This is a genomic window from Nonomuraea sp. NEAU-A123 (assembly GCF_018603905.1).
GTDB lineage: Bacteria > Actinomycetota > Actinomycetes > Streptosporangiales > Streptosporangiaceae > Nonomuraea.
In genome coordinates, this window is sequence record NZ_JAHFZZ010000003.1 from 64,478 (window position 1) to 90,459 (window position 25,982).

A 25,982-nucleotide genomic window follows, 5' to 3' on the forward strand; every position below is an offset into this window, starting at 1 on the left:
GGTGCTGGAACCAGCAACCTGTGGCGCACCGCTGAGCACCATAGTGTGAGCAATCTCAAAGGGTGGTCGTCGATGTCCGGCAAGTGACCGTTCGGTAGCCTCGAAACGTGGACTCTCGGGACACCGATTGGGACGGCGTGCGACTGCACGTGGTCACCGGCAAGGGCGGCACAGGCAAGACCACGGTCGCCGCGGCCCTCGCCCTGGCACTGGCCTCGGGCGGGCGCAAGGTGCTGCTCGTCGAGGTGGAGGGCAGGCAGGGCATCGCCCAGATCTTCGACCTGCCACCGCTGCCGTACGAGGAGCGCCGGATCGCCGTGGCACCGTCGGGCGGCGACGTCTACGCGCTGGCCATAGACCCCGAGGAGGCCATGCTCGAATACATGGAGATGTTCTACGGCATGCGCAGGGCGGGTCGGGCGCTGACCAAGATGGGCATCGTCGACTTCGCGACCACCGTCGCACCCGGCTTCCGCGACGTCTTGGTGACCGGCAAGACCACCGAGGCCGTGCGCCGTCGCGGCAAGAACGGCAAGCGGATCTACGACGCCGTCGTGCTCGACGCGCCGCCGACCGGCCGCATCTCGCGTTTCCTGAACGTAACCCAGGAGGTCGCCGGGCTGGCCAGAGTCGGTCCGATCAAGAACCACTCCGATCTGGTGAGCAAGGTCGTGAAATCTCCGGAAACAGCGGTGCACTTCATCACCTTGCTGGAGGAGATGCCGGTTCAGGAGACGCTGGACGGCATCGCCGAATTGCGTTCGGCGGGGCTGCCGCCCGGCGGGATCTTCATCAACATGGTGCGTGAATCACTTCTTCCGCAGGCCGCACTTGACAGTGCTGTCAAGGGCCGATTCGATGTGGCCGAACTCACGCTCGGGCTCAAGGCGGCCGGTCTCTCCGACGGCGCCTCCTCGACGGCTGAGGCGCTGGCGGAAGAGGTCGCCGAGCATGCCCGCCGCACCGTCCTGGAACGCGCCGAGCGCGCCTCGCTGGCACAGGAGACACTGCCGTCCTACGAGTTGCCGCTGCTGACCGACGGTGTCGATCTGGCCGGCCTGTACGAGCTGGCCGAAGCCATCCGCACCCAGGGAGCAGCGTGAAGAAGCCCGCCGTACTCGACGTCGACGCCATCCTCGACGACCAGGGCACCCGGATCATCGTCTGCTGCGGCGCCGGCGGCGTGGGCAAGACCACCACGGCCGCCGCGCTGGGGCTGCGGGCCGCCGAGCGCGGCAGGTGCGCGGTCGTGCTGACCGTCGACCCCGCGCGGCGGCTGGCGCAGTCGATGGGGCTCACCGAGCTCGACAACACGCCGCGGCTGATCAGTTCGCCCGAGGGCGGCGGTCAGTTGTTCGCGATGATGCTCGACATGAAGCGTACGTTCGACGAGATCATCGAGGCGCACGCTGACCCCGAGCGGGCCCGCCAGATCCTGTCGAACCCCTTCTACCAGTCGCTGTCCTCCAGCTTCGCCGGCACCCAGGAGTACATGGCGATGGAGAAGCTGGGCCAGTTGCGCCGCTCGGACGAGTGGGACCTGATCATCGTCGACACGCCGCCCTCGCGGTCCGCGCTCGACTTCCTCGACGCCCCCGAGCGGCTCGGCCGCTTCCTCGACGGGCGGTTCATCCGGCTGCTGACCGCACCGGCCAAGGCGGGAGGGCGCAGCGCGTTCCGGCTGCTCAACGCCGGGTTCGGGCTCATGGCGGGCGCGATGACCAAGCTGCTGGGCGCCCAGGTCATCAAGGATCTGCAGACGTTCGTGTCGGCGCTCGACGCCGTCTTCGGCGGGTTCAGGCAGCGCGCGGAGATGACCTACCGGCTGCTCCAGGCGCCCGGCACGGCTTTCGTGGTGGTGGCCACGCCCGAGCGCGACGCGATGCGTGAGGCGTCCTACTTCGTCGAGCGGCTCGCTGAGGAGCGCATGCCCCTGGCCGGACTGGTGGTCAACCGGGTGCACGAACCCACCGCGGCGGCGCTCTCAGCCGCGCGTAGCGCCGCCGCGGCGGAAGACCTGGAGTCGCGGGGCGAACATGAGCTGACCGCCGCCGTACTGCGGCTGCACACCGGCAGGATGCAGCTCGCCGCCCGCGAGCACCGGGAGCGGGACCATTTCAGTTCGGCCCACCCCACAGTGCCGGTCGTCCAGGTAAGTGCGATGTCGGAGGATGTCCACGATCTAGCGGGTCTACGCCGGATCGGGGAACTCCTCGCGAACACATGAGAGTACGGCCGGTGCCGGCACCGGCCGTACTCCCGAGGCTTGGGTCAGCCTGCGATCAACTCGTTAGTCCGTTCGTACTCTTCCTTGGCGGACTCGAGCAGCTCTCGCCACGAGTCCACGTCTGGTCGCCGCCGTAGCAGAGCCCGTCGTTCCCGTTCCGTCATGCCGCCCCACACGCCAAACTCGATGCGGTTGTCCAGCGCATCGGCGAGGCATTCGGTACGGACCGGGCATCCTCGGCAGATCAGCTTCGCCCTGTTCTGTGCGGCTCCCTGGACGAATAGCGCGTCCGGATCCGCACCTCGACAGGCGGCACGGGAGGTCCAATCCGTGATCCACATTTCGACCCCACTCCCCTTAGGTGGTCAGTCGTCATTTGGGGCCGACGGGCGCGGGCGCCGAGCCTCCGTATTCAGTTGCCGCAGAGGAGAACGTACGCAACTAGACGTTCGGGCCGACAGACCCCAGAGGACCAATTTCTCGCTGCAGTCTTGACCGGGAATGACTAGTCACCCCCGTCAGTCAAGGCGAAATGGTGCCGAGTTACCGATAAGGTCACCCATTCGACGTACTCTTGGTCTTGTGCAAGCTCAGGGCAAAGATCGTTCCTCGCCGTTCTTGAACATCACGCGGCTGATCGCCGCGGGTGCGGCCGCGGGCGTGCTCACGGCTGCCATAGCCCTTCCGGCCGTCGGCGGGGCGGGGATGTCCGCCAAATCCGCGATGACGGGGATCAACCTAAAACCCGAGGACCTGGAAGAACCCCCACTGCCTGAGCGCACGGTCCTCCAGGACGCCAACGGCAAGCAGATAGCCCAGTTCTACTACGAGAACCGCCAGTCGGTGCGCCTGGACCAAGTCGCCCCCATCATGCGCACCGCGCTGATCTCGATCGAGGACTTCCGCTTCTATCAGCACGGCCCGATCGACGTGGAGGGAACGGCCCGAGCCCTGGTCAAAAACCTCACCACGGGCGGCGTGACCCAGGGCGGCTCGTCGATCACGCAGCAGTACGTCAAGCAGGTGCTGCTCAACTCGGCCGAGACCAAAGAGGAACAGGCCGCGGCCATCGAGGCCACTGTCGGGCGCAAGCTCAACGAACTGCGCTATGCCATGGCCATCGAGAAGAAGTACACCAAGGATCAGATCCTTGAAAAATATCTGAACATCGCCTACTTCGGCGCCGGCGCACACGGCATCCAGGCCGCCTCCAAGCGCTTCTTCGGCAAGCCGGCCTCCGCGCTCAATCTCGTCGAGGCGGCCACTCTCGCGGGCGCGGTCCAGAACCCCAACCGGACCGACCCGAACGTCAACAAGGCGTCCAGGGAGCTGCTGAAGGCCCGGCGCAACGTCGTCCTCGACCGGATGGCCGAGCTCGGCAAGATCACACCGCAGGAGGCCGCCGAGGCCAAGGCCAAGAAGCTGGTCTTCAAGGACACCAAGGTCTCCGGCGGCTGCGAGGAGAGCACGTACCCGTACTTCTGCCTCTACGTTCAGAACGAGATTCTCAACGACGAGGATTTTGGCAAGACCCCCAAGGAACGCCTCAAACTGCTCCAGCGCGGCGGTCTCACCATCAAGACCACCATCGACAAGAAGATGCAGAAAGCCGCTGAGAAGGCCATCAAGGAGTACGTCAGCACCAAGGACAAGCCGGTGGCCTCGCAGGCGATGGTCGTGCCGGGCACCGGCGAGATCAAGGCGATGGCGGCCTCGCGCAAGTTCGGCGGCAGCAAGAAGAAGAATGAAATGAGCTACAACGTCGTCGCCGACGCCAAGCACGGCGGTGGCGGCGGCTTCCAGCAGGGCTCGACGGCGAAGGCCTACACGCTCGCCACAGCGCTCGAGGAGGGCCTGAAGTACGGCGACGGCTACCCGGCCCCCGCCGGCTTCACCGCGTCCGGCTACGGCGCGTTCAAGAACTGCGACGGCAAGCGGGTCGGCGACCCCACGCACGAGGTGCGCAACTCCAGCGAGGGCGGCGGCGGCTTCAAGACGCTGCAGACCGGCACCTGGGGCTCGGTCAACACGTTCTTCATGCGGCTTGAGGAGCGCGTCACGCTCTGCAAGGTCGTCAAGCTGGCCAAGCGGATCGGGCTCAAGCGGGCCGACGGCACGAAGCTCCGCGAGTTCGAGACGTTCACGCTCGGCATCAACGAGGTCGACCCGGTCACGGTGGCCAGCACCTACGCGGTCTTCGCCTCACGCGGCCAGTACTGCAAGCCGCTGGCGATCACCGAGATCAAGGACCGCTTCGGCAAGGCCACGCAGTACAAACCCAAGTGCTCCAAGGTCATGGAGGAGGAGGTCGCCGACGCCGTCAGCGGCATCCTGTCGGGCGTGTTCACCAAGGGCACGATGCGGGAGGTCGGCGGCATCGGCCGGGACGCCGCGGGCAAGACGGGCACCACAGACGGTTACACGGCCGCCTGGTTCGCCGGTTACACCCCGAACCTCGCCTCCGCCGTCAGCCTCGGCGACCCACGTGGCGCCTTCACGCACAACCTGATCGGCGTCACGATCGGCGGCCGCTACTACAGCTACGTGTACGGGGCATCGATCTCGGGCCGCATCTGGAAGCAGGCGATGATGGGGGCGCTCAAGGGCGTCGAGCCCACCAAGTTCACGCCGGTGGATCAGGACCGGTTCGGTGGCTGCGCCGACAACTGCGCGCCCAAGCCCAAGAAGGAGAAGAAGGACGATCAGGGCGGCCCGCCGGACGACTTCTTCGACCAGTTCGACCAGTTCAACCGCGACGACAACGGCCGGGGGCGCGGCCGGGGACGCGGCGGCGAGTCGCCCATCACTCCGGCGAACGTCGCTCCGGTGAACTGACTGCTTTAGTTTTAGCCCTGGGTGCCCGCTTTGGGGCGGGCACCCTCTTGGTGCCGCAGGTCTTGCTAGGCGGACAGTCGCGCGCGGACGGCGGCGGCGACACGTCCCCCCTCCGCGCGGCCGGCGACCTTCGGGTTGACGACCTTCATGACCTGGCCCATCGCCTGCGGGCCGGCGGCGCCGGTCTCGGCGACGGCCTCGTCGACGAGGCGGCCGAGCTCCTCGTCGGAGAGCTGCGCCGGCAGGTATTCCTCCAGCACCGCGTGCTCGTCCAGCTCCGCCTGAGCCTGCTCCGCGCGCCCGGCGTTGCCGAACGCCTCCGCCGCCTCCCGGCGCTTCTTGGCCTCCTTGGTCAGTACCTTGACGATCTCGTCGTCGGAGAGCTCCCTGGCCGCCTTGCCAGCGACCTCCTCGACGTTGACCGCGGCCAGTGCCATCCGAATCGTCCGGAGACGTACCTCGTCCCGGCTCTTCATGGAGGCCGTGAGATCGGCCTTCAGCTTGTCCTTCAATGCGCTCATGCGGTCCATCTTGCCGCGTGTACGGACGGCTACGCGCTCGCGCGTCCCACTACGCGGCCCGTCACCCGGCCCTTTCGCGGCCTTTGTGCGGTCTGCTCGTGGCCTAGGTGCGGCCTTCGCGCGGCCTTCGTGCGGCCTTCTCGCGGCCTTCTCGCGGCCTTCTCGCGGACTCGGGACGGCTCGGGCCAGATGTCGGGCATCATGAATGGGTGAGGAAAGCCGCCGCTGTACCACTGTCCATGCTCGGGCTCGGCCTGGCCGGGTTGGGTTACGCCTCCGTCGTCGAACGCAACTGGTTCCGGCTGCGCCGCTTCGACGTGCCCGTACTCGAGCGCGGGCAGCGACCCGTACGCATCCTCCACCTGTCCGACCTGCACCTGACGCCGGGCCGCAAGAAGCTGATCAACTGGGTCCGCTCGCTCGGCTCCCTGGAGCCCGACCTAGTCGTCAACACGGGCGACTCGATCGCCCACCCGGAGGCCGTGCCCGCGCTCCTGTACGCCCTGGAGCCCCTGCTGGCCCGCCCCGGGATGTTCGTCTACGGCTCGAACGACCTCTACGCCCCCAAGCCCAAGAACCCGGCCCGCTACCTCTGGCGCACCTCCAAGAAGGACCGCCGCCAGCACGTCCCGTCCCTCCCCTGGGAGGAGCTCGGCGCCGGCATGACGGCCGAGGGCTGGCTCGACATGAACAACACCACGGCCCGCGTCAAGATCGGCGACCTCGACGTGGCGGTGGCGGGCATCCACGACTCCCACATCGACCGCGACCGCTACGACCTGGTCGCCGGCCCCGCCCCGGCCGACGCGGACCTCCGCCTCGGCGTCATGCACTCCCCCGAGCCCCGCAACATGACCCGCTTCGCCGCCGACGGCTACCAGCTCCTCCTGGCCGGCCACACGCACGGCGGCCAGCTCTGCATCCCCTTCTACGGCGCCCTGGTCACCAACTGCGGCATCGACCGGGCCCGCGTCAAGGGCCTCAACCGCCACGACGACGCCTGGCTGCACGTCTCGGCCGGCCTCGGCACCTCGCCGTACGCTCCGGTCCGCTTCGCCTGCTTCCCGGAGGCCTCGTTGCTCACCCTGCTTCCGCGCCGGTAAAGGCGGTCACAAGCACCCGCGAAGTCAGCTAGACTTTCTCAAGCACGCTGCAGAGGCGTGCAGCGGGGTGTAGCGCAGCTTGGCAGCGCGCTTCGTTCGGGACGAAGAGGCCGTGGGTTCAAATCCCGCCACCCCGACCCAGAAGTACCAGGTAGAAGGCCGCTTCCGAAGATCGGAAGCGGCCTCTCTTGTCTCCTGAGTGACTAGCTGCGTGACTACCGCACCGACCATCACCACTCAGGAGGCCCAAGGCACAGGGTCGATGGAGAACGCTCCCTTCTTGAGCCGTGACAGATGACCACCCTGGTAATCGAGCAACCGGATGATCACAAGCTCCAGGTACCACATCGACAGCCGCCACGCCTCGGTCAACTCCTCCGACGATGGCCACTCAAGCTTGGCGGACTTCTTTGCCGGATGCACCAGATCGTTGCGCACTGCAAAGATCAACTCCGGACCCTCCGCCGTTCCGCCGTGGTAGGCGCCGTTACGCTTCATGAGCGCTCCGAAGCCGACAGGCAGTCCGACAGGGATGCTCATACTGTGCAGAAGCAGTCTGAGATTTGCAGCCACGTTGAGCTTGTTGAGCGACTCCGCAGTGAGCCAACCACGCTGCTGAAGTACAGCCCACGCGAGTAGTTCAAGCCCGGAACACGCAACAGGAATCTTGACGTCGAGGACTACGCCACGGGCGTTTGCTGCCATCCAGTATCTGATTGCACGGCTGACGATCTTCTGAGTGGCTACATCCTGAGCCAAGGCAGAAACGCCTTGCGCCAACGCCGGCAGCACCGACTCCACCATTTCGGGCTCGCACCAGCGCCAGCTTGCTTGGCCACTCCTGGGGACGCCCCAATGAACCCAGACGACCTCGCCCGACGCATCCAGTCCTACGATAGGACCGACGCCCGGTTCGGCCCCTGCGACCAAGCCGAGGAGGTCAAAGAGCCGTTCTTCTAGAAGGTCGATCATTTCGCTTGTAGGCGCAGGATCATCAGGTGTGGCCTCGATAACGGTGGACGGCCCAGAGGCATGAGGCAGCTCGATGGCAGCCATACGCAGACGCCAGCCCGGGAGAGTGAACTCAAGTTGCCCCTGAACTCCCTCATCAGTATTGCAGGCCGGCAGAGGGAAGTCGGTTAATTCGCTGATGACGTGAAAGATCAGCTTATTGACAGCGGCCGGATTTCCTGCAATTAGATTGTTAATGAGAATGGAATGCCACTCTTTGCCAGGCAGGCCGTTCGGAGCAACGTCTGTGACGCTTGGAGCGGCGAGATTAGCGCCGGGCGGCAGGTTTACGTGCGCAAACTCAGGAAGTGTGAGCATGTGAAGTCTGGTTTTGCGATCCACGTAGACGCTAGCGTCGAATCGTGCTCTGGTCTCGCCAAAGCGAAGCCGTAGAGTGCCGGGCACTTGCTCCTCTGGGCCTTGGTTTTCACCAAGAATGATCAGGTCTCCTGCGTAGAGGACAGCCTCTCCGTTGGCTGACAGGCGATAGATGGGACGTAAGAATCGGGGGACGGAGGTATCTGATGCTGACACGTCACCAGCATGCCCTATCGTCGCGAATGCTGCATGGTTTCACTGTAGTTATGTCAGTGGCACCTCGTGATCTGTCACGTGAAGGGCTGCGCATAGACGACACCGGTGGACGCCTTGATCCTGGCCGGTCGCCGTTCCGCTCGGGTTCACTGGTCAGTATGACGACGACCCCACAGGAACATCCAGACCGCCTACTCCTGGTAGGCCGACCAGCTCCTGCATCGCGCCCGAAGCGTAGCTCAGCGGCTCATCGCCGAAATGAAGCTAGTGCGGGCTAGGATGAGGACCGTTCGTGATCCCTGAATGGGGGAGTTCTCGGTTCGAGTCCGTGGCTTTCGCTGGTCGGGCCCATCGTCGCGTCTCTATTGCTAATTCCGGAACTCCGTGAACTCTGGAAGGAGTGCAAGAGGATGGTTGCAAAGCTGATCAAGGCTAGGAAGTTCTCGTCTCTGCGAGTCGTTCTGGCGATAGTTGGTGTAATTGGCAGCACACCCCCCGCTCAGGGATCACGAGCGTAGCAACCGTGAGGCCCCATCCGAACGCTGGATGGGGCCTCACCGCGTTGCGTTAATCGTTGTGGAAGATACGATCCATGGCTGTAGCGCCACCTTGAAGTACTCTGCCCGATCACTACCGCCGCGGCAGAGCCTGGTACGGAGCCTGCCTCGCCCGCGCTCAAGCCATCCAGGGGGATGCCGAAGCCGCCGTGGCCGTCGCCCTCGGCGTCGCATCGGACGCCACAGTACTGAACGCCTACGCCGTGACCGAGCTCCGACGCACCGCGCATGACCTAGCGTCGGCAGGCGCTCCCGGCGTCCAAGCAATCAAGGACTCGTTGGCAGGCTCGAAGTAGTAGGGAGTGTCCCCGCTGTCTCCGCTGTCCCTCATCCCCTTCCGAGCTGCGGAAATCCTTTGGATCACCGGGGGACAGCGATGTTCGTGCTGTCTCCGAGTACTGCTGAAACACTGGTTTACGGGAACGGGTGTCCAGTGTTTCAGCAAGATTGGCGGATCTTTCGGCGTTCGCTTCCCACATCGGGCGCAGTTTCTTGGCGAATTAGCGCTAGATGACGTTAAGCTATCCCTCGCACACTAAAGGCCCGGGCGCCGCGCCAACGGCATCCGGACCTTCGGTGTGAAGTCACGCCGAGGCATTGCTTCACTTTGTATCATCGTGCTTCACATTGCTTCATTTCGCTAGAAGCTTTTGTAGCACGTTGTAGCAGGTTGTTGCAAGTTGGTTGTGCGCCTTGGCTGCGGCGAATCGTCGTATGACCCAAACCAAGGAGTTATGCATGGCCAAGCCTGTGAGCTGCAGGATCGTAATCTCGATCCCAGAGACGTGGGGTGGTCACCTTCGAGACGTGCTTGTCGTCGTAGTAATCATCATGTCGATAGCGCTTGGTATCGAGATACTGCCCTAGCACGCCCTGGCGTGGATGGGCAGGGCGGCTATCTGCATAAGCAGATAGCCGCCCTGCCATCAGAAGAAAAGACGCTGTCGCCGTGCACGAGTAACTGTCGAGTCGGTGGATTACTGGACGACATCCCCGAGTGTTGCAGCATCCTTGGATGAAAGGACTGGCTTAGCCGAGCGCACTGATCCCTCAGTCGAGTCAGTTCAATCGGCTCCTTTACGGATCCTGAAGGGCAGAGACTGCCATGCAAGTCTTGATCGGGCGTGGCTAGGATGCTTCTACTTGGCGATCTTCAGGCGGGCCACTATGTATGTGATCTATCGATCGTGGAATCAAGGGATGTTGGGCAAGTCGGTTCGGCATCTGGCCGAGCCCACGGTGCTGGACTGGGTCCGCAACGTTTGGAGTGTTGCTTCTGCCCAAGATGCCTACGACTGGCTCACACGTGAGCTGGGCACGAACGTCTATGGGCTGGACCGGCTCTTCTCGGAGGAGGGCTCAGCCCCGGAGACCATGCAGGAACTGCGCACTCTGGCCAGAACGCGACTCCCGGACGTCTACCAGTGCAACGTTGACGAGCACAGCGTTCGCGTTCTCGCCAATGGACTGGACTATGAGGTGGCCTACTATCTCGTGGACGACGTCGCCATCGCGGCCGATCCTGAGCGATGGTCCTTTGCCGTACACAATGGGCCGCTACCCGAGAATGCCGGCCCTCCTTCAAGCACCACGGCGTTCACGGGGCCGATACAGGTCACTGATTTGGCCGACCACCCGCTTACGGGTGAAGGGATCGTGTACGCCGTCCTGCTCACCTGCAAGGCGAAACATAACAGCATCGGCTGGGATCCTACTCATGCGTTACCCGGTGTACGACTCCCGCAGTTCGGCGCGGCGCTACGCGACCTCGACACCTCCACCGACGAATGGCCGTTGGAGCTGGAAGTTTTGCGCGTGCTGGTCGCACCCGGCGAAGATGGCATCGAGGCCGCGCTGGAGCGCTGCAACCGCTGGCCTGAGTACACGTGGATTTCAGGGGAGGAGCCTCGCCCACCTCGCTCCCACATCGCAGCACTGCGTCTCCTTGAGACTGACCCTCCCAAGCCAGAGCGTCATCGCGAACGCACCGTCATCCAGGTGGGCGAGCATGTGGCCCAGATGTTCATCCACGACGGCTACGACACCTTCGAACAGTGGTTCTTCTTCGACGACCAATGGGCCGGCACCCACCCTGATCTGGCCACTTCGCTGATCTGGTTCGCCTACCACTGGGACCCGCTCTGCTCACGCCGCCACATGTACCACACCCCATGCTCCGACAACCGAGTCCGGTACGTCGCCGTAGTCGGAGACGATGGTCAGACGCAGGTACGAGAGGCCCAACCCCACGATGAGCCACGCGTGTGGGACCTTCGCCGATGGTCCTACGAGAAGCGACCATCAGGCGACGTGACGGCCGGAGAGGTGCTCGGCACCGTGGAAATCCAATTTCAACAGCCCTCGCCTGACACGTGCGAGTTCACCCACTTCCAGATCACCCGCACCCGTCATGGACAGGCCGTCGCCGCCATGCTCGCCCGTCACGTCCGCCAAGACCTCCAAGACGCCGGCATAACCCGCATCACCGGCTGGCTTCCCGAGGACTACCTGTATCCGCACAGCCGCCGCTTCCTACGCACGCTCGGCCGGATCCACGAACCCTCTGATAGGCCCAGCATCCTGTTCATCCAGTGACTCATGCCCGTTGTCGCAGGTACTCGCAGAGGATTGCCCTCCTTACGTCGATGCGCCTGTTGGAAGGCTGCGACAAGTCGACCAGAAGCTGACGGCGGGGCTCTGCGTGACGTTCTGCGTGACAACCGGAAAGGACGATCACGAACACCAGCGGACGTTCTCACACTGTCATCGCAGGTCACGAGCTGTGTGACACCATTATGAACTGGGGTTCGATTTGCTTCGGGACGAAGCGGCCGTGGGTTCAAATCCCGCCACCCCGACCCAGTTGAGCTGGCCTTCCTGAAAGATCAGGGAGGCCAGTTCGCGTACTGACTATGCCCATGCACTCGGGCGGGTGGCTCTCCAGGACTCTTCGATCAAGACACAGTCATGGAGATTCTTGGTCAGGGACTCCGATGCCAGGACGTTCATTCCGGGCTTCGGAACGTAGACCCCCGCTCGCCCCTTACGGACACACGCGTGGTCGGCATGGCGGCCACCTTGGCGGGTCTGATTCGCCGCCGTGACGTGATGCAAGATGCACAAGCCCTGGCGACCGTCGCGGCAGCCCAGCTAGACGTCTCTCCCCTGGCTTTCAACAGCCTTCGACCAGAATGAGCAGCGCGGCGTGATTTGCGGTGAAGTGGAACCGCGGTCGAATCCGTTCCAGATCGCGGCGAGAGCGTGAGTCAGCGCGGTTCGTCGAAGGTCCGTCAGCTGCACTTCCTCCAGGCGGGGTGGGCTCAGAAGCGCTTGGCGAACAGCCGCGCCACGAGTGCGGCACCAGCCACGAGTGAGAGTCATCCTCTGCGGCAGCCTGATGCTGCGGAATAGCACCGTTCCGGATGGCCTTGTGCAGGCCCTCGGCGACTCCAGCCATCTCCGGGAAGCACCACAGCGGATCGGGCATCCGCGACCGCAGATCCTCCTCCTGCTTGGTCGACCCCGTGATGCCGGCCATGAGGGACCCTCCTCACTCGATGTGCGAACAGATCCAGACACCATGGCTCACGGGTTATATCGTCTAAGATTGTTATCGCCGGAGTGCTATGCATTTGGAGGCATGATGGAGTTGAACTCGCTCAGGCAGTTCCTGGTGGTGGCGCGGCTGGAGCACCTCAGCGGCGCGGCCGAGGAGCTTCGCGTCGCCCAGCCGTCGCTGAGCCGTACCATCGCCCGGCTGGAGAGCGAGCTGCGCACACCGCTGTTCGACCGGAGCGGCCGGCTGCGGCTGAATGACGCGGGCAAGCTCTTCCGCGACTACGTCGAACGCTCCCTGGGTGAGCTGGATGCGGGGCGGCGAGCCGTCGCCGAGGCCGTCAGCGAGGGTGTGGGCACCGTACGGCTTGCGTCGGAGACCTTCCTCACGCTCACCGGGCCGCTGGCGGCCTTCAAACGAGCTCACCCGACCATTGAGGTCGAACTCCGCTGGATGGCGGCCGAGGACATGGGCCGTCACCTGCGGGCCCAGGAGGTCGACCTGTGCGTCGCCTCCCAGCCGATCTCCGCTGAGGGCCTGGAGGCGGTCCAACTGCTCGATGAGGCGGTCGGCGTGGCCACGCCGCTCGACCATCCGCTGGCGAGCCGTACGTCGGTGAGCATCGACGAGCTCACCGGCCAGCCCTTCGTCAGCGCCCGCAAAGGGCACTGGCAACGCCGCCTCCTGGACCGGCTCTTCGCCGCACGAGACCATACCCCGAAGATCGTCTGCGAGGTCGACGAGCCCAGCGCCATCGCGGCCCTGATCAGCGCGGGGCTCGGCATCGGTCTCGTCCCCTCCTTCGCCCGGACCGGCTCCACGCGGGTCCCCGCCGCCTGGGTCCCCGTCGACAGCCCTGACTGCCGACGCGCGGTCACCCTGTACTGGGGCGCTGGCAGCCACCTATCCACCGCCGCCCGCCTGATGCGCACCACGATCGCCGGCTGGAACTGGATCACCGGCGAGCCCCAGGAGAAGCGCTGAGGACGCGCTTCGTGATCGTCACATTGCCGGGTGTCCTGCCGGCGACGTCGACGATGTGAGGCGTGATCCGCTCACCACTTCGATCGGGCGGTGCGCGTGGCGACCAGTCCGCCGCCGTCGGTGGACACACCTGCCGTGCCCCGCCTCAAGCGTTGGCTGGCCGGGGCGCGTGAGGGGTGCTCGCGCTGCCCTGGCCTGGGGTTTGGCCTCCTTGGCCTGCCGTACAAAATGGTCCGTCGTAGTCGTGGTCGAGTCGCAGGGCCTGGGCGGCCTTAGCGCCGGCCAGGCTCGCTCCGATGATGGCGATGCCGGGATCGGCGCTCATGGCAATCAGCCCAGGCTCGACGAGGCGCTGGACCAGAGTGGCGATGTCCCGATCCCGCTCGGTCGAACCGCGGAATCGGACCACCACACGGTCGGTGGATGGGGGCCTTGCGGCTGCCCGTCCGGGTCGGGTCACTTCTGGAGAACGGCCTCGATCTCGAGGCTGATCGACACCTTGTCACCGACTACGACGCCACCGGCCTCCATCGGGGTACTGATGTCAATGCCGAAGTCGCGCCGGTTGATCTCCGCGGTCGCGGAGAAGCCGGCCCGCTGTCCACCCCACTGGTCCGGGCCGAACCCGTTCACCTCGACGGCCAGCGGTACCTTCCGTGTGACGCCGTGCAACGTCAGCTCACCGTCGATGGCCCAACCGTCGCCGGTCTGGCGGATGCCGGTCGAGCGGTAGCTCATCGTCGGGTACTTCTCGATCTCGAGGTAGTCGGCGCTGCGAAGGTGGTTGTCACGTATTTCGCTGCCGGTGTCGATGGACGCGAGGTCGATCGTCGCGGCCACCGACGAGCCCAGCAGGTCCTCGCTCGTGACGATCGTGACGTCGTAGCTGGTGAACCGGCCACGCGTCTTGCTGATCACGAGATGACGGACAGTGAAAGCGATCTCGGAGTGCATCGGGTCGGCTTTCCAGGTGCCGACCAGATAGCCCGGGATGTCGACGGTCGCGGGGGCGGAGTTCATGGCTTCCTTCATGGGACGTGGTGCCGCGGCGACGCGGCGCAAGCGGGGTGGGTGGCGGGATCAGGGCTCGAGGTCGACAACTCCCTTGCCGCTGGAGATGTCGAGCGGCACCGAGACCTGGTCGTGCACGATCAACCATGTGCTGTCGATCTTCTGGAGGCAGTACGTGACCCTGACCCACATACCGCTCGTCGCCGTCCCGTCCTTCAGCGTGCCGCTGAGACGAGCGAACGCGTGCCCGAACGCCACATCATCGCCCACGGTGAGTGCCAGGTCGCGAACCTCATATGTCACACTCTCGAAGAACGTGAACACGGGAGCCCAGTTCTTGAGCTTCGCCTCGATCCCCACATGCTGGAGCGGCGGCTCGACGTCGAAGGACACGATGTCCGTCGCGTAAAGCCGCTTCAGACCCTCGAGATCCTTGCCTTGGAGCCCTTCGACGATCTTGTCGACGAGTTGGCGGATCTTGGCTTCATCTACCTCGCGTTGCGTAGGCATCGCTACCCCAACCCTTCCCTTTGCGGTGAAATCTGGCTTCTCACACCTCCGACGCTATGCCTCAGAAGTTATCTTGTCTAAGATAAATATTGCTATGGTGTTATGCCCTGGGCGGCATGATGGCCCGGTGCGCGCGCGACCTCCGCTACACCCGCAGCGCCGACTGCGCGCGAAGCGTCGGCTGCCCCCCATCGACGGTGAACCGTACGCGGGTCGGGGCGGTTCCCCCGCCGCGCTGCGCCGGACAGCGGGCCGTTACCGGTCGTGCAGCACCTTGGCCAGGGCCTCGGCGATGTGGGCGGCGTTCGCGGGGTCGTCCATGCGCATGGCCTCCCAGACCATCATCAACATGGCCACGCCCACCAAAGCGATCAGTCGTCAGATCGTCGAGACGGTCGACTTGGACAATCACCGTGCTGAGAGCGGCGCCGGCGGCACGCTCCCCTTGTGGGATTGACTCGGTGGAAACGGGTGATCTCTGGGGCCGCCGCTGGTGCCTGTTGATCTATGCGTTCGCCGGTCCTGGTGGTGGCGTGGTCACAGGGACGCGAGGACGCGGACGCGGTCGGCGATGACGCGGCGGGCGGCGGCGGTGTTGAAGGCGATGAAGTCGAACTCGTGCGGGACACCGGGATGGAGGTGGAACTCGACCGGGACGCCGGCCTGGCCGAGGCGCAGGGCGTAGGTGAGGTCCTCGTCGCGGAAGATGTCGAGCTGGCCGACCTCGATATAGGCGGGCGGCAGCCCGGCCGGGTCGGCGACGCGCGCGGGGGCGGCGTAGGCAGGGGTGTCCGGGCCGCCGGCGGCGTCGCCGAGCAGGGCTTGCCAGCCGGTGCGGTTGTCGTCCCACGACCACACGGCGAACGGAGCGAGCTGCGGGTCGGGGGTCAGCGTGCGGTCATCCAGCATCGGCATGACGAGGATCTGCTTGGCGATGGCCGGGCCCTTGCGGTCGCGGGCCAGGATCGAGACCGCGGCGGCCAGGCCGCCGCCGGCGCTGTCGCCGAAGACACCGATGCGAGCCGGGTCGACGCGCAGGTCGGCGGCGTGCTCATGCAGCCAGACCAGGGCGGCATGGACGTCTTCGACCGGGACCGGATAGGGGTGCTCGGGGGCGAGCCGGTAGTCGACCGACAGGATCGGGGTGCCGCTGGCCGATACGTACCGGGAGACCAACCCGTCGAACAGGCCGACGTTGCCGACGATCATCCCGCCGCCGTGCAGGTAGAGCGCGGCGGGGCCGGGCTCGCCGGAGGCGTCCTTGCGGGCGTACCAGCGCAGCAGGATCGTCGCGCCATCGGCGGTGGTCAGCTCGTGGTCGGTGATCGTGACGTCGTCCGGGAACGGCTGGGCGGTGTCGCCGTAACGGAAGATGCCCTCCAGCGTGGCGCGGCGGGCGGCGACGTCCCCGACCGGCGGAGGCGTGCTGTCGGCGTCAGCGAAGGGGGCGAGGGCTTCGGCGACCTCGGGGTCAAGAGTGAAGGACATGACGGCTCTCCTTTGTGAACGGGCGATTTTGCGAACGGGCGATGTGCTCGCGGTGGATGGTGTGTCCGGGGACGGACCCGGCGGTTGCCGGGACGGGTCGCGGAGGTCAGGGAGTCAGGACGGTCTTGTCGGCCAGCCGGCCGCCAGCCCGACCGAGGGCAGCGCCGCGGCGTCGGCGAGCTCGCCCGTGCGGGGAGCGGCGGCCAGCGCCTCGGCGGGCGCGGCGACGTACTCGGCGGCCGCGCCGGGCGCGGCCGGCGGCAGGAACGCCACCACCGCGTCCCCGGCGCTCCAGCCGCGCACGCCCTCGCCTACCTCGGCGACGACGCCGGCCACGTCGTAGCTCGGAACGTGCGGGAGTGCCACCGGGAACACCTGTTGCAGCAAACCCGCCCGGATCGCGGCATCCAAGAGGTTGAACGCGGTGCCGGCCACCCGCACCACCACCTGCCCCGCACCGGCCACCGGACGGTCCGCCTCCTCGTAGACCAGGACGTCGCTGTCGCCGTAGGAGTGGTAACGCACTGCCTTCATGTTCGCTCCTCCAATGCTTCGAAGTTGAAGCATATGGAGACTCTAATCTGCTTCGACTTCGAAGCAATAGCCCTCGGATAGGTGACGCTCGTCACAACGCTTTGAATTCGCAACATGTAGCGTGAAGGAATGACTGACAGCCAGCCCGACGCCGAGGGCATCCAGCCGCTCGACCCCGCCCAGCTGGGCGCCTACTTCGTGCTCATGGAAGCCGTCAGCCTGCTCCAGCACCAGGTCGAACAGCAGCTACGCGCCGAGGGCGGCATCACCTACGTTCAGTTCCAGTTGCTGGCCCGCCTTGCCCACGGTCATGGCCCACTGACCATGACCGAACTGGCCGACGGCGTCGTCTACAGCCGCAGCGGCCTGACCTACCAGGCCGGCCTGCTGGAGAAGGCCGGCCTCATCACCCGCGGCCCCAATCCCGACGACGAGCGCGCCACCCTGGTCACGATCACCGGCAACGGCCGGGCTCTCGTCGACCGCGTCCTGCCCGGCCACGTCCAGGTCACCCGCCGGCTGCTGTTCGACCCCCTGGCCAATGACGACCTGCACCATCTCGGCGACATCATGACCCGCGTACGCGACCACATGCGCGCCCTGCCACCCCGCTCCGCCGCCCCCCGCAAAGGCCACACCACTCCCGCGGCCCCGACCGCGTCGTAACCGGTCACGCTGTACGTCTCGGCGATGACCGCGCGGTCGGTCGACGGGAACGACGCACAAGGCTGAAGGCCCAGACGACACCCGGGCGTCACTCGCCTTGCGCCCGGGGACACAAGCGGATCTACCGAGCGGATGGCCATCTTGAGAATGCTGAGGCCGCGCGGGTCCCGCGAGTCGCGACGTGGGCCCCGGCGCCCAGGCCGTCTGGAACTTCGACGCCCCGCAGTAATCCTCTCCCCGACACCGGCCGGGCGTCGTGGTCCGGGCCTCGGTCGTGCTCTGGTTCAGCGTCGGCCGCGGCGGGCGGTGCCGAAGATGGATCTGACGATCTCCCGGCCGAGGGCGGATGCCGCCGACCGGGCCAGGGAGCGGAACTCCTTCGACTCCAATACGGAATGCTGCGGTTCGGGTTCCGGCTCTCTGCGCCTTTCCGGCTCGCGGGGGGCTGCGGGAGTGGGGACTGCGGGAGTCTGGGCGGCCAGCTTTGTGGCCAGGATCTCGTAGGCCGACTCGCGGTCGATCGCCGTGCCGTACTTCTGCTGAAGTGGCGAAGCGGCGATGGCGCCCTGGATCACGTCCGGGCTCGACGGCGCCATGAGCGTCTGGGGGGCACGCAGACGCGTCCAGGCCACCGGGGTCGGCGCGCCCGTCTCCGACAGGACCGTGACGACGGCCTCGCCGATACCGAGCTCGGTGAGCAGGCGCTTCAGGTCGTAGGAGGACTCGGGGAACGTCGACACGGTGGCCTTGAGCGCCTTGGCGTCCTGGGGGGTGAAGGCGCGCAGGGCGTGCTGCACGCGCGCGCCGAGCTGAGCCAGTACGTCGGCCGGCACGTCCTTCGGTGTCTGGGTGACGAAGAACACGCCCAAGCCCTTCGACCGGATCAGCCGCACGGTCTGGGTGATCGACTGCAGGAACGCCTTGGACGCGTCGTCGAACAGCAGATGCGCCTCGTCGAAGAAGAACACGAGCTTCGGCTTGTCGACATCGCCCACCTCGGGAAGCACATTGAAGAGATCGGCGAGGAGCCACATCAGGAAGGTGGAGAAGAGCTGCGGCCGGTCCTGTACGGCGGGCAGCTCGAGAACGGAGATCATCCCACGGCCGTCCTGCGTCACCCGGATCAGGTCACGCACGTCGAACTCCGGCTCGCCGAAGAACGCCCCCGCCCCCTGCGCCTCGAAGTTGGTCAACGCGCGGAGGATGACCCCCGCCGTCGAGGCTGACAGCCCGCCGATCCCGTTCAGCGCCTCCGGTGTGGTGGTCAGATACCGGATGACCGCGATCAGGTCCTTGAGGTCCAGCAGGGGCATTCCCTGCTTGTCGGCGAAATAGAAGATCAGCCCGAGCGACGACTCCTGCGTCTCGTTGAGTCCGAGGACCTTGGAGAGCAAGGTAGGCCCGAAGGCGGTCATGGTGGCGCGGATCGGGACGCCGGACCCCAGACCGCCCAGGGAGAGGAACTCCACCGGATAGGCCGTAGGCTGCCACGTCTGCCCCACCTCGGCGGCACGCTGGGTGACGCGCTCGGAGACGGTACCCGGCGAGGCGAGCCCCGACAGGTCGCCCTTGATGTCGGCGAGGAAGATCGGAACACCCTGGGCGGCGAGCTGCTCCGCCATGAGCTGGAGGGTCTTGGTCTTGCCGGTTCCGGTGGCGCCGGCCACCAGTCCGTGCCGGTTCAGCATGCTCAGGGGGATCCGGATCTGCTCCGTGGGGCCGGGGGTGCCGTCCTCACGTACCAAGGCCCCGAGTTCCAGCGCGGGTCCCTCGAAGTCGTACCCCTTCATCTGCACCACATCTCCCCGTTTGCTGTCCAATGGGTAAGCGCGACCTCCCAGACACCCGCCTTCTTACTACCCACCGTGACGCGTCGGTCGCAAAAGATGACCAAAGCGGCATCCTTCCAGTACCGGCCGATGGCCACGGCATACCGTTGCCGGATGGCCGACGATATTTTCGAGCATCCGCGGCTGGCCGCGGTCTACGACGCGCTCGACCCCGATCGCAGTGACTTAGACGTGTACGTCGCCATCGCTGAGAAGCTCGGCGCGCGTAGCGTGCTGGATGTGGGGTGCGGGACGGGTGAGTTCGCGCTGCTTCTGGCTGGTCGCGGGGTCACCGTCATAGGTGTTGACCCGGCCGGCGCTTCGCTCGATGTCGCGCGGGCCAAGCCGAGCAGTGAACGGGTGCGCTGGATCCATGGTGACGCGACAACCCTGCCCTCGATCCAGGTTGATCTTGCCACCATGACCGGAAATGTCGCCCAAGCCATCGTTGACCAGCGGGATTGGGAGGGGACGTTGCGTGGGGTCCATGACGCGTTGCGGCCCGGTGGGCGGCTCGTGTTCGAGACCCGCGATCCGGCGAAACGGGCCTGGCGGGAGTGGAATCGCGCCGCTTCGTACCAGGTCACCGAGATTCCGGGCGTCGGCGCGGTGGAGACGTGGTCCGAGGTGATCGACGTCAGCGGGCCGCTGGTGACGTTCCGGGGGACGTGGGTGTTCGCTTCGGACGGGCAAGTGCTGACGTCGGATTCGACACTGCGCTTCCGCGAGCGTGACGAGGTCGAAGCGTCGCTGGTCACGCATGGGTACGCGGTGGAAGAAGTACGTGATGCGCCCGACCGGCCCGGTCTGGAGTTCGTGTTCTTCGCGCTGCGGCCAGAGGAATGAGAGCGGGTTTCAGTCTCCTTCGGATGCGAAGAGGCTCCTGCACAACCGCGCCCTGAACCCCTCGAACCGGAGGCAGGGCGATCGGTGCGCCGTGCGATGCTTGGCGCTCTTCAGGCGATGTTTCAGCTCGGGCACCGGACGGGAGACGGGCTTGGGCACTGGGGGCCCCGTCGCCGGCGACGGGAGTGACGGAGAGGCCGGTGCGGCGGTCAGAGCCGTCGTGACCGACATGGCCGCCACACGTTGCTGGGCCGGCGGCTGAGGGTCCTGGGTGGTTCGTCCCACCAAGTAGCCGAAGCCCACGGCTCCAGTGAGCGCGAGCGCAACCCACCCTGCTCTCCGCCTCCGTCGCGGCGCGGATGGTGTTCTGCGGATGAACGCCGACGGCGGAAGCATGCTCATCGTCACCGCTTCAAGATTTCCGCTCAGATCCCAGGTCAACCCTCCAATCAGGGGCGAAAGGCCGGCCCCGCGGTGCGGGGCCGGCCCGGGCGAGGACTCGTCAGGGGGAGGTGATCACCCCAGGCCGCTCTTCATGGAGGTGATCAACTCACCGTTGGTGGTGTCACCGCTGAGCTCCCAGAAGAACGCTCCTCCCAACCCCTGACCCTTCGAGTAACTCATCTTGCCGCCGATGGTGCCGGGCGTGTCGTAGCTCCACCACTGGCCGCCGCAGTAGGCGTAGGCCGTGCCGGCGACGGTGCCGGTGGACGGGCAGCGGGTCTTGAGCACCTTGTAGTCCTCGATGCCCTGCTCGTACGTGCCGGGCGCCGGTCCCGTCGCCGTGCCGCCGGGGGCGGACTGCGTGACCCCGGCCCAGCCGCGGCCGTAGAAACCGATGCCGAGCAGCAGCTTGCTCGACGGGATGCCCTTGCTCTTGAGCTTCTGGATGGCGTTGTCGGAGTAGAAGCCCGCGATCGGGATGCCCGCGTACGAGGTGAGCGGCGAATGCGGGGCGGTGGGGCCCGACGGGGTGAAGGCGCCGAAGTAGTCGTATGTCATGACGTTGTACCAGTCGACGTACTGCGCGGCGCCACCGTAGTCGGCCGCGTCGATCTTGCCGCCGCTGGTGCCGTCGGCGGTGATGGCCGCGGTGACGAGGTTGCCGGAGCCGAAGCGGGAGCGCAGGGCCGACATGACGTTCTTGAACGCGGCGGCGCCACTGGAGTCGCAGGTGAGGCCGCAGGCGTTCGGGTACTCCCAGTCGATGTCGATGCCGTCGAACACGTCCGCCCAGCGCGGGTCCTCGACCAGGTTGTAGCAGGAGTTGGCGAAGGCCGTCGGGTTCTGCGCGGCCTGGGTGAAGCCGCCGGACCAGGTCCAGCCGCCGAAGGAGAAGAGCACCTTCAGGTTCGGGTACTTCTTCTTGAGCTTGCGGAGCTGGTTGAAGCTGCCGCGCAGCGCGCCCGTGTCCCAGGTGTCGGCGACGCCGTCCACGCTCTCGCCCGCCTGGTAGAAGCGGTCGTAGTCGGCGTAGCTGTCGCCGATGGCGCACTGCCCGTTCTGTACGTTGCCGAAGGCGTAGTTGATGTGGGTCAGCTTGGCCGCCGAGCCGCTGGTGTCGATGTTCTTGACGTGGTAGCCGCGCTGGTAGACGCCCCACTGGACGAAGTACCCGAGCACCTTGTTGCCGCCGCCGGTGCATCCGGTGGTGGCGCCGGTGGCCTGGGCGCTGGCCGCGGACTCGCCGACCGAGTTGTACGCCTTGACGGTGTACGTGTGCGACGTACAGGCGCTCAGCGACCCGATGGTGGCCGACGTGCCGGTCACCGTGGCCCTGACCGTGGTCCCCTCGTAGACGCGGTAACCGGTGACGGTGCCGGAGGAGGCGCCCCACGACAGGGTGATCGAGCTGCTGGTCGAGCCGGTGACGTTGGGCGCGCCCGGCTGGCCGGGAGCACCGGTGCCGCCCGAGGTGGAGGCGGTGACCGCGGTGCCGGCGGCCGAGACGTTCCCGGCGGCGTCGCGGGCGCGGACCGTGTACGTGTAGCTGGTGGCGGCGGCCAGGCCCGTGTCGGTGTAGGTGGTGCCGGTGGCCGTGGTCACCTGCGTCGAGCCTCGGTAGACGTCATAGCCGGTGACGCCGACGTTGTCGGTGGCGGCGTCCCAGGCCAGCGAGACGCTGCTGGAGGTGGTGCCCGTCGAGCGCAGGTTGACAGGCACGGACGGCGCGGTGGTGTCGGTGCCGCCGCCGGTGACCGGTTTCCACAGGGCGGGCACGTTGGGCGGCTCCCAGCCGGGCTGGGAGGTGTGGCTCTGGATGCACTCGTAGTCGACGCCGTTGTAGGTGACGCGGGTCCCCGCGGTGTACGCGGTCCACGGCGCCCAGGCGGCGGCGAAAACGACCGAGGTGGCGCCGTACGCCCCGGTGGGGACGGCGACCGTCGCGGTCAGCGGCAGGAGGAGCGCCGCCAGGACCGCGAGGCCCTTGCTCAGGATGGTGTGTCTCATAGTGTTCCGACCTCCGGCGGGTTTGGGGGGTGGATGGGAGGTCCGACAGGAAATTTATAGTAAAGTTTCCTGTCAATTATGAGACGACGCTAGCTTCTGCCTGCGGGACCGTCAATATGTGATCGTGAAATCGAAAAACTCGCCCCGAGATCCTCGGGGCGAGTGGGTGTCGCGGCTACTTGCCGTCCGGGACGGCGGGCTGCTCGTCGGTCCAGCCGGCCGTGTACGTCTCCACATGCGTCTTGCCCAGCATCGGCTTACCGTCGACAGTGACGTCGGTGTACTCGGCCAGCAGCATCATGGTCTTGGTGTCCACGATGACTTGCTGCTTGACCACCGAGCCCTTGGCGGTGCCCGTCGGCAGGGCCAGTTTCTGCCCGGAGCGGCCCAGCGGATCCTTGGCCCGCCCTAGGTCGGTGACGCCCTTGGTCGTCTTGAGTGCCTGGAAGGCGGCGCTTCTGACCTTCGGCGGCACCGGGACCTTGAACAGCATCTGGCTCAGGTCGCGGGCCACGTACGAATCCAGCCTGGACAGCCAGTCGTTGATCGTGGCTTTCGGGGCGGTGGTCTTGGCCTCCTCGGCGGCCTCGGCGATCCAGGACTTCACCTCCGCCACGACGTGCTCCTTGAGGGCGGCCGGATCCGACGGCAGGTTCTGGAGCTGCTGGTAGGTCACGGTCTTCTCGCCCAGGCGGAAGCCCTTCGGCTCGCCCTTCGCCGGCCCCACAAATCCCTTGCCAGGCTCCGTGGACAGGGAGATCTTCATGCCTTCCGTGCGGTAGGTCCACGATTTCGGCGAGCCGTCAGCGCGCCAGGCCGCCTCGTCCTTCTTGGTCGCGGGCCGGGCGCCGAGCGACCGGGTGCCGGTCCAGCCCTTGCCTTCGGGCGTCTTCCAGTTGGTGGAGGCCTCCCGCTCCGTCAGCCAGTAGCCGCTGCCGACCGCCCGTGGATGGGTCATGGTTATGACCGTCTCGACCCGCCAGTACGCGCCCCCAGGCGGGGTCGCCTGCGCGGGTAGGGCGAATACTCCGATGAAGGCCAAACCGGCTATCAGCGATCTCACTTCTGCTCCTTCAGTGGGTTGTCATCTGTCCAGACGCTCTCCTGGATCGCGGTGAACTCCAGGAGACGGCCATCGTCCGTGGCGCGCGTCTCGATCGAGAGGGGCTTTCCGGTGGCTGGATCGATCACCAGCCGAGTGCGGGTGGCCCCCGCGTACTCGGTCACGGGAAGCTCTGCGGACTGGTATTCGAGGGCTTGTCCAGTACGCCCGAGCGTGTCCGTCACCGGGCCGACGGCCGAGACCCCGGGCATCGACGCGAGCAGGCGGTAGGCGGCGGCCCGGGTCTCGCTCGTCACCGGCGCGTACACGAGCAGCCGCACGACGTTGTCGACGAGCGCCTGGTCGGGGACGCCGGCGAAGAGCGCGCGCAGCCCCTCGGGAGTCTCCGGAACCTCGTTCATCCTGGTCAGCGGCTTGTCCGCCAGGACGATGCGGAAGTCCCAGTCCTCGCTGGAAAAGGTCCACGGCTTGCCCCGGGCCGCTCGGACGATGCCCGACGCCCGGTCGTCCGTGATCAGGCCGGGGGTGTTCTTCTCGTAGGTCCAGGACGTGGGCGCGCCGGCTGCCCGCCAGGCGGCCTCGGCCTCGGAGCTCGCGGGCGCGGCACCGAGATAGGTCTCGCGGTACCAGGTGCGGGCCTCCGGGTCCGCCGGGATCCAGGCCTCCACCGACTTGGTCTGCCGCAGCAGGTAGCGGTGGCCGGGGTCGTAGAACTCGCGGCCATTGACCAGCTTGCTGCTCCACCAGGCGCCCGAGTCGGACGTCGCGGCCACCGAGGTCGCGGCGGCCAGCAGGATCCGGTTGGCGTTCGCCGGAGCGACCGCGCTCTGCGTGGCAGGGGGGCGCGGCGTCAACGTCACACCGGTGGTGGTCAACAAGCCCACGGCCGCCGCCCCGGCCAGGCCGAGCCCCAGTGTGCTCCAGATGGCGGCCTTGCGGCCCCGCCGTACCCGCTCCTGGGCGAACGCGTAGGCCAGCCGTTCGCGCCCGGCCCGCTGGACCTCCGGCGACAGCGGCGGTATGGGCAGCAGTTCGCGTACCGCCTGGTAATCATCCATCAGAGCCTCCATTCAGGGGATTGACGCCGCCCAGGGCGGCCCGGAGCTTCCTGCGCACCCGTGACAGGCGGGACCCGACGGTGCCGTACGGGATGCCCAGCGTCTTGGCCACCTCCTCGTGGCTCAGCTCGCCCAGGGCGCTCAGCAGCAACACGTCCCGGTCGCCGTCGGACAGCGCCAGCAGCTCCGCCGTGAGCCGCGCCTGCTCGTTCGCGGCGTCGACGCGGCTGACCACGCGTTCCTCGTGGCCGTGGTCAGCGCCCGCGGGAGCGGCCGCGCTGCGGCGCAGCGCCGCCAGCTTCCTGGTCTCGGTACGGCGGTGCAACGCGACCAGGTTGGTCGCGATGCCGTACAGCCAGGCACGCACCTCCCCGCGCTCTCGGTCGAACGTGGTGCGCTTCCTGAACGCGGTGAGGAACACCTCCGCGGCGAGGTCGTCGGCGGCCTGCTGGTCGAGCCGCCTGCCCAGATATCCGTGGATCTCCCGGAAGTAGCGGTCGTAGAGCTCACCGAACCGCTCGGGTTTTCGGTACGACGCCTTCAGCAGGTCCGCATCGTTGATCGCCCCCGGAGGATCAACGAGGCGGAGTGGAACCGTCAGGTTGGCAGTCACACCTGTACTCAACCGATAGGGCGATCTGCTTTCACGCGCTCACCCGACATACATGGAATTAACACCCGCCCCGGCAATCTTCATGGTGACCGGCCGGTCTTCATCCTCAGCCATTCAGAGAAGAGACTCACATGAGACGCGCACTTGGCGCCGCCATTCTCGCCATGGCGGCCTTCGGCACCACCGCTGCCCTGTCCACTCCGGCGTTCGCGGCGGACGACCCGCACCAGCCGGCGCTCATCACCAGCGACCAGCTCACGCCCATCCTCGAATGTGCCGAGCCTGAGGTCGAGCACGTCGCGAGGTTCAAGGTGGTCAAGGGCGAGAAGGTGTACAAGGGCGAAGCGGGAATCCGCATCTCGGAGGAGATCGACGGACCCGAGGCGTGCGGTGAAGCCGGGAAGATGAAGTGCCTGGTCAATCACAAGGACGGCGACCGCTGGCAGGTCAGGTTCCGTGACCAGAAGGGCGTCGTGCACAAGCGCAAGTTCACGGAGAAGGTCGACGCCCAGCGCTTCACGAAGAAGGACAAGCACATCGCCAAGTGGATCGGCTGCTCCGTCGAGCGCTGATCGAGCCTGCCTC

General features: G+C 66.4%; 22 protein-coding genes and 1 tRNA gene. 10 read left to right on the top strand and 13 right to left on the bottom strand.

The features are described from left to right. Positions 1-107: 107 nt before the first annotated feature. The gene (locus KLK06_RS08480; protein WP_214634804.1) at positions 108-1,103 is read left to right on the top strand and encodes an ArsA-related P-loop ATPase; all 996 of its coding nucleotides are present in this window, start codon (positions 108-110) and stop codon (positions 1,101-1,103) included. After that, positions 1,100-2,227, top strand: a complete 1,128-nt coding sequence (locus KLK06_RS08485) for an ArsA family ATPase (protein WP_214634805.1) — start codon at positions 1,100-1,102, stop codon at positions 2,225-2,227. Before KLK06_RS08480 ends, KLK06_RS08485 begins: the two co-directional genes overlap by 4 nt. Before the next feature lie 44 nt (positions 2,228-2,271). Here the strand turns inward: KLK06_RS08485 and KLK06_RS08490 are convergent, their stop codons facing one another. Next, positions 2,272-2,568, bottom strand: coding sequence for a WhiB family transcriptional regulator (locus KLK06_RS08490; RefSeq protein WP_148036282.1), 297 nt, complete (start codon positions 2,566-2,568; stop codon positions 2,272-2,274). A 277-nt stretch (positions 2,569-2,845) separates the two neighbouring features. Here KLK06_RS08490 and KLK06_RS08495 point away from each other — a divergent pair, with 277 nt between their 5' ends. Next, positions 2,846-5,062 (top strand): transglycosylase domain-containing protein, encoded by a 2,217-nt coding sequence (locus KLK06_RS08495; protein ID WP_308168162.1) that lies wholly within the window; start codon positions 2,846-2,848, stop codon positions 5,060-5,062. A 65-nt stretch (positions 5,063-5,127) separates the two neighbouring features. On the opposite strand, the gene KLK06_RS08500 is transcribed toward KLK06_RS08495, so the two are convergent. Further along, positions 5,128-5,583, bottom strand: coding sequence for a GatB/YqeY domain-containing protein (locus KLK06_RS08500; RefSeq protein ID WP_214634807.1), 456 nt, complete (start codon positions 5,581-5,583; stop codon positions 5,128-5,130). 239 nt (positions 5,584-5,822) lie between these two features. On the opposite strand from KLK06_RS08500, the gene KLK06_RS08505 reads away from it, so the two are divergent. Beyond that, positions 5,823-6,686: a metallophosphoesterase gene (locus KLK06_RS08505; protein ID WP_250905201.1), complete on the top strand. Its 864-nt coding sequence runs from the start codon at positions 5,823-5,825 to the stop codon at positions 6,684-6,686. A 63-nt stretch (positions 6,687-6,749) separates the two neighbouring features. After that, a tRNA-Pro gene (locus tag KLK06_RS08510) sits at positions 6,750-6,823 on the top strand. A 100-nt stretch (positions 6,824-6,923) separates the two neighbouring features. On the opposite strand, the gene KLK06_RS08515 is transcribed toward KLK06_RS08510, so the two are convergent. Next, the gene (locus KLK06_RS08515; protein WP_214634809.1) at positions 6,924-8,039 is read right to left on the bottom strand and encodes a hypothetical protein; all 1,116 of its coding nucleotides are present in this window, start codon (positions 8,037-8,039) and stop codon (positions 6,924-6,926) included. A 1,892-nt stretch (positions 8,040-9,931) separates the two neighbouring features. Here KLK06_RS08515 and KLK06_RS08520 point away from each other — a divergent pair. Then, a complete protein-coding gene (locus tag KLK06_RS08520) occupies positions 9,932-11,383 on the top strand; it encodes a GNAT family N-acetyltransferase (RefSeq protein WP_214634810.1) in 1,452 nt (483 codons plus the stop codon). Positions 11,384-11,960: 577 nt separating this feature from the next. Here KLK06_RS08520 and KLK06_RS08525 read toward each other — a convergent pair. Beyond that, the gene (locus KLK06_RS08525; protein WP_214634811.1) at positions 11,961-12,326 is read right to left on the bottom strand and encodes a hypothetical protein; all 366 of its coding nucleotides are present in this window, start codon (positions 12,324-12,326) and stop codon (positions 11,961-11,963) included. A 102-nt stretch (positions 12,327-12,428) separates the two neighbouring features. Between KLK06_RS08525 and KLK06_RS08530 the strand changes: the two genes are divergently transcribed. Further along, a complete protein-coding gene (locus tag KLK06_RS08530) occupies positions 12,429-13,328 on the top strand; it encodes a LysR family transcriptional regulator (protein ID WP_250905141.1) in 900 nt (299 codons plus the stop codon). Positions 13,329-13,784: 456 nt separating this feature from the next. Here the strand turns inward: KLK06_RS08530 and KLK06_RS08535 are convergent, their stop codons facing one another. The 4 genes from KLK06_RS08535 to KLK06_RS08550 all read right to left on the bottom strand — a co-directional run bounded on the left by KLK06_RS08535 (position 13,785) and on the right by KLK06_RS08550 (position 16,871). Continuing rightward, positions 13,785-14,348 (bottom strand): YceI family protein, encoded by a 564-nt coding sequence (locus tag KLK06_RS08535; RefSeq protein ID WP_214634812.1) that lies wholly within the window; start codon positions 14,346-14,348, stop codon positions 13,785-13,787. 60 nt (positions 14,349-14,408) lie between these two features. Next, complete coding sequence (locus KLK06_RS08540) at positions 14,409-14,849, bottom strand: nuclear transport factor 2 family protein (protein WP_214634813.1); 441 nt, start codon at positions 14,847-14,849, stop codon at positions 14,409-14,411. A gap of 537 nt (positions 14,850-15,386) precedes the next feature. Beyond that, positions 15,387-16,337, bottom strand: a complete 951-nt coding sequence (locus KLK06_RS08545) for an alpha/beta hydrolase (RefSeq protein ID WP_214634814.1) — start codon at positions 16,335-16,337, stop codon at positions 15,387-15,389. Positions 16,338-16,451: 114 nt separating this feature from the next. After that, entirely contained in the window at positions 16,452-16,871 is a 420-nt protein-coding gene (locus tag KLK06_RS08550) for an alcohol dehydrogenase catalytic domain-containing protein (protein WP_214634815.1), read from the bottom strand. Positions 16,872-17,000: 129 nt separating this feature from the next. On the opposite strand from KLK06_RS08550, the gene KLK06_RS08555 reads away from it, so the two are divergent. Further along, the gene (locus KLK06_RS08555; RefSeq protein ID WP_214634816.1) at positions 17,001-17,537 is read left to right on the top strand and encodes a MarR family winged helix-turn-helix transcriptional regulator; all 537 of its coding nucleotides are present in this window, start codon (positions 17,001-17,003) and stop codon (positions 17,535-17,537) included. A gap of 284 nt (positions 17,538-17,821) precedes the next feature. Here KLK06_RS08555 and KLK06_RS08560 read toward each other — a convergent pair whose 3' ends face one another. Beyond that, on the bottom strand, positions 17,822-19,327 hold the full coding sequence (locus KLK06_RS08560) for a helicase HerA-like domain-containing protein (protein ID WP_214635478.1): 1,506 nt from the start codon (positions 19,325-19,327) through the stop codon (positions 17,822-17,824). A gap of 153 nt (positions 19,328-19,480) precedes the next feature. Here KLK06_RS08560 and KLK06_RS08565 point away from each other — a divergent pair, with 153 nt between their 5' ends. Beyond that, positions 19,481-20,212 (top strand): class I SAM-dependent methyltransferase, encoded by a 732-nt coding sequence (locus tag KLK06_RS08565; RefSeq protein ID WP_214634817.1) that lies wholly within the window; start codon positions 19,481-19,483, stop codon positions 20,210-20,212. A 516-nt stretch (positions 20,213-20,728) separates the two neighbouring features. On the opposite strand, the gene KLK06_RS08570 is transcribed toward KLK06_RS08565, so the two are convergent. The 4 genes from KLK06_RS08570 to KLK06_RS08585 form a co-directional block, all read right to left on the bottom strand. Next, a complete protein-coding gene (locus tag KLK06_RS08570) occupies positions 20,729-22,663 on the bottom strand; it encodes a glycosyl hydrolase family 18 protein (protein WP_214634818.1) in 1,935 nt (644 codons plus the stop codon). Between the two features lie 175 nt (positions 22,664-22,838). Continuing rightward, the gene (locus KLK06_RS08575) at positions 22,839-23,726 is read right to left on the bottom strand and encodes a hypothetical protein (RefSeq protein ID WP_214634819.1); all 888 of its coding nucleotides are present in this window, start codon (positions 23,724-23,726) and stop codon (positions 22,839-22,841) included. Continuing rightward, a complete protein-coding gene (locus tag KLK06_RS08580; protein WP_214634820.1) occupies positions 23,723-24,784 on the bottom strand; it encodes a hypothetical protein in 1,062 nt (353 codons plus the stop codon). Before KLK06_RS08580 ends, KLK06_RS08575 begins: the two co-directional genes overlap by 4 nt. Next, entirely contained in the window at positions 24,777-25,397 is a 621-nt protein-coding gene (locus tag KLK06_RS08585) for an RNA polymerase sigma factor (RefSeq protein WP_308168163.1), read from the bottom strand. Before KLK06_RS08585 ends, KLK06_RS08580 begins: the two co-directional genes overlap by 8 nt. A gap of 131 nt (positions 25,398-25,528) precedes the next feature. On the opposite strand from KLK06_RS08585, the gene KLK06_RS08590 reads away from it, so the two are divergent. After that, on the top strand, positions 25,529-25,969 hold the full coding sequence (locus KLK06_RS08590) for a hypothetical protein (protein ID WP_214634821.1): 441 nt from the start codon (positions 25,529-25,531) through the stop codon (positions 25,967-25,969). Positions 25,970-25,982: the final 13 nt, after the last annotated feature.

Bases quoted from the DNA above. Each gene is read 5' to 3' on its own strand.
- KLK06_RS08490 (WP_148036282.1), bottom strand. From the start codon at position 2,568: ATGTGGATCACGGATTGGACCTCCCGTGCCGCCTGTCGAGGTGCGGAT.
- KLK06_RS08500 (WP_214634807.1), bottom strand. From the start codon at position 5,583: ATGAGCGCATTGAAGGACAAGCTGAAGGCCGATCTCACGGCCTCCATG.
- KLK06_RS08505 (WP_250905201.1), top strand. From the start codon at position 5,823: ATGCTCGGGCTCGGCCTGGCCGGGTTGGGTTACGCCTCCGTCGTCGAA.
- KLK06_RS08525 (WP_214634811.1), bottom strand. From the start codon at position 12,326: ATGGCCGGCATCACGGGGTCGACCAAGCAGGAGGAGGATCTGCGGTCG.
- KLK06_RS08530 (WP_250905141.1), top strand. From the start codon at position 12,429: ATGATGGAGTTGAACTCGCTCAGGCAGTTCCTGGTGGTGGCGCGGCTG.
- KLK06_RS08535 (WP_214634812.1), bottom strand. From the start codon at position 14,348: ATGAACTCCGCCCCCGCGACCGTCGACATCCCGGGCTATCTGGTCGGC.
- KLK06_RS08540 (WP_214634813.1), bottom strand. From the start codon at position 14,849: ATGCCTACGCAACGCGAGGTAGATGAAGCCAAGATCCGCCAACTCGTC.
- KLK06_RS08545 (WP_214634814.1), bottom strand. From the start codon at position 16,337: ATGTCCTTCACTCTTGACCCCGAGGTCGCCGAAGCCCTCGCCCCCTTC.
- KLK06_RS08550 (WP_214634815.1), bottom strand. From the start codon at position 16,871: ATGAAGGCAGTGCGTTACCACTCCTACGGCGACAGCGACGTCCTGGTC.
- KLK06_RS08555 (WP_214634816.1), top strand. From the start codon at position 17,001: ATGACTGACAGCCAGCCCGACGCCGAGGGCATCCAGCCGCTCGACCCC.
- KLK06_RS08560 (WP_214635478.1), bottom strand. From the start codon at position 19,327: ATGAAGGGGTACGACTTCGAGGGACCCGCGCTGGAACTCGGGGCCTTG.
- KLK06_RS08565 (WP_214634817.1), top strand. From the start codon at position 19,481: ATGGCCGACGATATTTTCGAGCATCCGCGGCTGGCCGCGGTCTACGAC.
- KLK06_RS08570 (WP_214634818.1), bottom strand. From the start codon at position 22,663: ATGAGACACACCATCCTGAGCAAGGGCCTCGCGGTCCTGGCGGCGCTC.
- KLK06_RS08580 (WP_214634820.1), bottom strand. From the start codon at position 24,784: ATGGATGATTACCAGGCGGTACGCGAACTGCTGCCCATACCGCCGCTG.
- KLK06_RS08590 (WP_214634821.1), top strand. From the start codon at position 25,529: ATGAGACGCGCACTTGGCGCCGCCATTCTCGCCATGGCGGCCTTCGGC.